Annotated in this window: 6 protein-coding genes; 4 read left to right on the forward strand and 2 right to left on the reverse strand. The window is 48.0% G+C overall.

Annotation, left to right across the window (positions count from 1 at the left end):
* Positions 1–305: transposase (locus ABF86_RS08790; protein WP_160803541.1), on the reverse strand; the 305-nt coding region annotated here is incomplete at its 3' end.
* A 100-nt stretch (positions 306–405) separates the two neighbouring features.
* Positions 406–723 (reverse strand): HPF/RaiA family ribosome-associated protein, encoded by a 318-nt coding sequence (locus ABF86_RS08795; RefSeq protein WP_160803542.1) that lies wholly within the window; start codon positions 721–723, stop codon positions 406–408.
* Between the two features lie 378 nt (positions 724–1,101).
* Between ABF86_RS08795 and ABF86_RS08800 the strand changes: the two genes are divergently transcribed.
* The 4 genes from ABF86_RS08800 to ABF86_RS08815 form a co-directional block, all read left to right on the forward strand.
* On the forward strand, positions 1,102–1,509 hold the full coding sequence (locus ABF86_RS08800; protein ID WP_011633968.1) for a TraR/DksA family transcriptional regulator: 408 nt from the start codon (positions 1,102–1,104) through the stop codon (positions 1,507–1,509).
* 112 nt (positions 1,510–1,621) lie between these two features.
* A complete protein-coding gene (locus ABF86_RS08805; protein WP_160803543.1) occupies positions 1,622–2,368 on the forward strand; it encodes an SDR family oxidoreductase in 747 nt (248 codons plus the stop codon).
* 92 nt (positions 2,369–2,460) lie between these two features.
* The gene (locus ABF86_RS08810; RefSeq protein ID WP_160803544.1) at positions 2,461–3,633 is read left to right on the forward strand and encodes an RtcB family protein; all 1,173 of its coding nucleotides are present in this window, start codon (positions 2,461–2,463) and stop codon (positions 3,631–3,633) included.
* Between the two features lie 345 nt (positions 3,634–3,978).
* The coding region (locus ABF86_RS08815) for a helix-turn-helix domain-containing protein (RefSeq protein ID WP_193565731.1) at positions 3,979–4,184 on the forward strand (206 nt) is incomplete at its 3' end.

The raw sequence follows: 4,184 nt of genomic DNA on the forward strand, positions 1-4,184 counted from the left end.
TCGAGCTCCACCTGAGCGAAAAAAGCGCTGGCCAGCTTCAGAATCTCATTCGCCTTGCGCAATTCCTTTACTTCGCGTTCCAGGGCTTTGATGCGGTCGCGCTCTTCACTGGTCACACCGTCTCGCAAGCCGGTATCAGTCTCGTGTTTGCGCACCCATTCAAGCAATGTGTGGGCTGAACAGCCGATCTTCGGCGCAATGGATTCAATCGTCAACCACAGCGAGGGATACTCACTGCGGTGTTCCTGCACCAGACGGACTGCGCGCGCTCTTACTTCGGGGGAATATTTATTTGATTTGTTCATGGCTCCATCTTCTCAGATAGTGGAGCCTCCTCAAAACCCGGGGCGGTTCACGACATAACCTTAATTATTAGACCTCTGATTGAAGGCCAATTCACTTAATTTAGTAATTACCAAGTTTTCCAAGTTCACTCTCCAAAAGACTCACCATCTTCTTGGCTGCACCGGTTACGGCCTGCTCGACCGTGAGTCCAACGTCGCTCGCTGCCATCGGATCGCGACCAGCGAGTCGTGCTTCAAGCAAGCATCTCTTGTCAGCAATACCTGACTTAGAAGCACTGTTCTCATCACTAAGATGCACTTCGAGCCTAGTAATTTGGCCGGAAAATCGCTCAAGAACGCGGCCGAGAATTTCCTCGACACTCTGTGTCATAGCCTCTTGTCCGACGATATTCTTATCTGTATTGACCTGGATGTGCATTTCGTAATTCTCCTGTAAAGTTCGGCTAAGAAACCTAACACTTAGCATCAGCGGTGCGCGCCTTTAGCGCGTCCGCTGGATGCTTTTGTTAGGCATTTTTATCTGAATCAGATCCATTTCATGGTTAATCTAGCACATCATGTTGCTTAGCTACCATAAGACAATTACGTCAACAGAGCTCATACCCATGCTCAGAACATTGGTCAACCTTGTCACGATAAGAGAGTGCGTCTGCAAAAGACGTACTATTATAGGTAAGTAATACTACCAAAACGTAACACGGAAATAATATGCGATAAGTATAATTTGGAATTATCGATGGTGCATTGTGCCGGCACCAATCGACACTCATTCCTGCAACCTGCTAAGGACGATGCCATGAACACCCCTGAAAATTCCCTGACAAAAGAACAGATCACACACTTTGCGCAACGGATCGATGCACGCAAGAGCCTTTTACTTGGTGAAATTCGCCAGGTATTGGCACGCTCCCGCAACGAATACTATGTCGATCTTATTGGCGGAGCTGGTGATTCTGGAGATACGGCGACAGCTTCCTTGCTCCGCGACATCACCGAGGCCGAAGTCATTCGCGATATAGGTGAGGTGCGCGACATCGTTGCTGCTGAGGATCGTATCGCAACCGGGAAGTACGGCTTGTGCATCGACTGCGGAGAGCCTGTCCGCTACAAAAGGCTGGATGCGTATCCGACTGCCAAACGCTGCTTTACTTGTCAGGTACGCCGTGAAAGATTGCTGGCGCCATCTCCTTATACAGGTCGATAACCATCGAACGGGATAGGTCTATCTGGATAAATCTGTTCCCAGTCCCAGGCGACAGTAATTACTTGCTCAAACGACAGTGCAAAGTACAGCGACCTATAAAAGGGAAACAGAAATGAATAATCTAGAAAATCAAGTCATTATCGTAACTGGCGGTGCCGCTGGGATAGGTGCTGCAATCACCACTGTATTAACGCAGCGAGGCGCATCTGTTGTCGTCGTTGATATCAATGAAGCAGCAGGCACAGCAATCGCGCAGAGCAATCCAGGTCAGATTGTTTTTTTAAAGAGTGATGTCTCCAGTGAGTCCGTTGCCAAGCAAGCCGTTGAGTTGGCAATAGCCAGATTTGGCAAGCTGACAGGGCTGGTCAATAATGCCCATGCGTCCACCCAAAAGCCACTAATAGAGCTGAGCAAAGAAGATTGGGCTTTATCCTTTGGCACCGGCTTTAATGCAACGTTATACTTTATGAAAGCCGCTTATCCGGAGCTGACAAAATCTGGCGGCTCCATCGTCAACTTTGGCTCAGGAGCAGCGCTCCTTGGACTCGAGCAGCAAGCCAGTTATACAGCAGCCAAAGAAGCTATCCGCGGATTAAGCAGGGTTGCCGCCAACGAATGGGCTAAAGACAACATTCGTGTCAATGTAGTCTCACCAAAGGCCTTGACCGAAGGGGTCGCTCACTGGAAAGCTGAGTACCCGGAGCAATACGCAGCATCTGCCAGCAATATTCCGTTGCAGCGTTTTGGCGATCCGCAAAAAGATGTTGCTCCAGTTGTTGCCTTTTTACTCAGCGAAGATAGTCGCTATATGACTGGACAAACACTAATGGCGGACGGAGGCTCAATTCAGCTTAGGTAAATGTAAATGTAAATGTAAATGTTCTGTTTGTTTTCAGCTCGACCGACCAAACCTGACTCCGCTATCAATAATTATTATATGGAGATATTGTTATGCACACTAACGGAAAAGCAATTATTACAACGGAAAAACTGCCAATAAAGCTGTGGCTGGAAGCCGATCAAATGGAGGAGGGAGCGTTGGAGCAGGCGCGCAATCTTGCCAACTTGCCATTTGCCTTTAAGCATATCGTCATTATGCCCGACACTCACGAAGGTTACGGCATGCCCATCGGGGCTATCCTAGCCACTAAGGGGGTCATCGTACCCAACGCCGTCGGTGTGGATATCGGCTGCGGTATGTGTTCCCTACGGACCAATCTGACAGATATCTCAACAGAGGATCTGAAAACCATCATGAGTATCATCCGCAACACCATTCCGGTGGGTTTCAACCACCACAAAACGCAGCAAGATGAAGCTTGGATGCCCGAAAGGAAAGGCGATCTGCCTATCGTCAATCAAGAGTACGAAAGCGCCCTATATCAGATTGGCACATTAGGTGGCGGCAATCACTTTATTGAAATCCAAAAAGGCTCAGATGGTTATATTTGGATTATGATCCACTCTGGCTCTCGCAATATCGGCTTTACAGTCGCCAACCATTACAATGATGTAGCAAAAGCATTAAATAAGGCAGCCGGCGAAGATATCTCGAATGACTTAGCCTACCTTCCAGAGTCATCTGAGTATTTCGAACTGTACAAAAATGAAATGGACTACTGCCTTGAGTTTGCCCTAGCCAATCGAAAATTAATGATGGAGCGGGTAAAAACGGCATTTAGAGAGATTCGGCCTGAGGTTGGATTCAGCGAATTTATTAATAAACCACATAACTTTGCCGCCGAAGAAGAACATTTTGGCGAAACCGTTCTTGTTCATCGCAAAGGTGCAACACGAGCGCGAAAAGGTGAATGGGGCATGATTCCTGGCTCGCAAGGTACCGGTTCCTTTCTGGTAAAAGGTAAAGGTGAAGCACAATCTTTCGAGTCTTGCGCACATGGTGCTGGACGCATTATGAGTCGTACCCAAGCCCGCAAAAAACTGGACCTAGAGGAAGAAATCCAAGCCCTTGATGATCTCGGTGTTTTACACGCCATCCGCGGCCGTAAAGATCTGGATGAAGCGCCAGGCTCTTATAAAGATATCGATGAAGTGATGAACCACCAAAAAGACTTGGTCGAGGTACAAATTGAATTGCAACCACTGGCTGTTATCAAGGGGTAACCCTCACACAAAAACAATTGGTAGTTGTTCAGTCGAACACAATTACACCTCCATCGGTATCAGTAAACGTGCGTTTCAATAATCGTTTTTCCATACTTTGCCAGATCAGCTCACACTTTTGGGCGTCATATCCCCTAGCCAACACTTCTGCGAATCTGCCAATCAGGAAAATACGCCTTACCTCTGATCGGCAGGAGTGTTTACAGACGCCACCGCAATAACTCCAACGGGGAAGTAATTCGAAGTAATACTCGGAGATGTGCGACACGAACGAGGCCAGAGCATTTTTGATTTAAATATATGCATGTAATAGACTATTCTCTATCACAACTGATGGGGAAGGTTATGCATGCCTATTCACAAGATCTTCGGGATCGTATTCTGGGTGCGTTGGATCGTGGCGAAGGTCCAACGGCAATTGCCCGGCGCTTTGAGGTGAGTCGCATGTGGGTGTATCAGGTACGCAAGCGATGGAAAGAAGAAGGCCAGCGCCATAGTTTGCCGATGGGAGGTTATCGGCGATCCCGCATTGCGCACAAGGAAAGCGCAGA

Origin of the sequence: Nitrosomonas sp. GH22, assembly GCF_009833115.1 — a bacterium.
In the GTDB taxonomy this organism is placed as follows: domain Bacteria; phylum Pseudomonadota; class Gammaproteobacteria; order Burkholderiales; family Nitrosomonadaceae; genus Nitrosomonas; species Nitrosomonas eutropha.

Bases quoted from the DNA above. Each gene is read 5' to 3' on its own strand.
- ABF86_RS08805 (WP_160803543.1), top strand. From the start codon at position 1,622: ATGAATAATCTAGAAAATCAAGTCATTATCGTAACTGGCGGTGCCGCT.
- ABF86_RS08800 (WP_011633968.1), top strand. From the start codon at position 1,102: ATGAACACCCCTGAAAATTCCCTGACAAAAGAACAGATCACACACTTT.
- ABF86_RS08810 (WP_160803544.1), top strand. From the start codon at position 2,461: ATGCACACTAACGGAAAAGCAATTATTACAACGGAAAAACTGCCAATA.
- ABF86_RS08795 (WP_160803542.1), bottom strand. From the start codon at position 723: ATGCACATCCAGGTCAATACAGATAAGAATATCGTCGGACAAGAGGCT.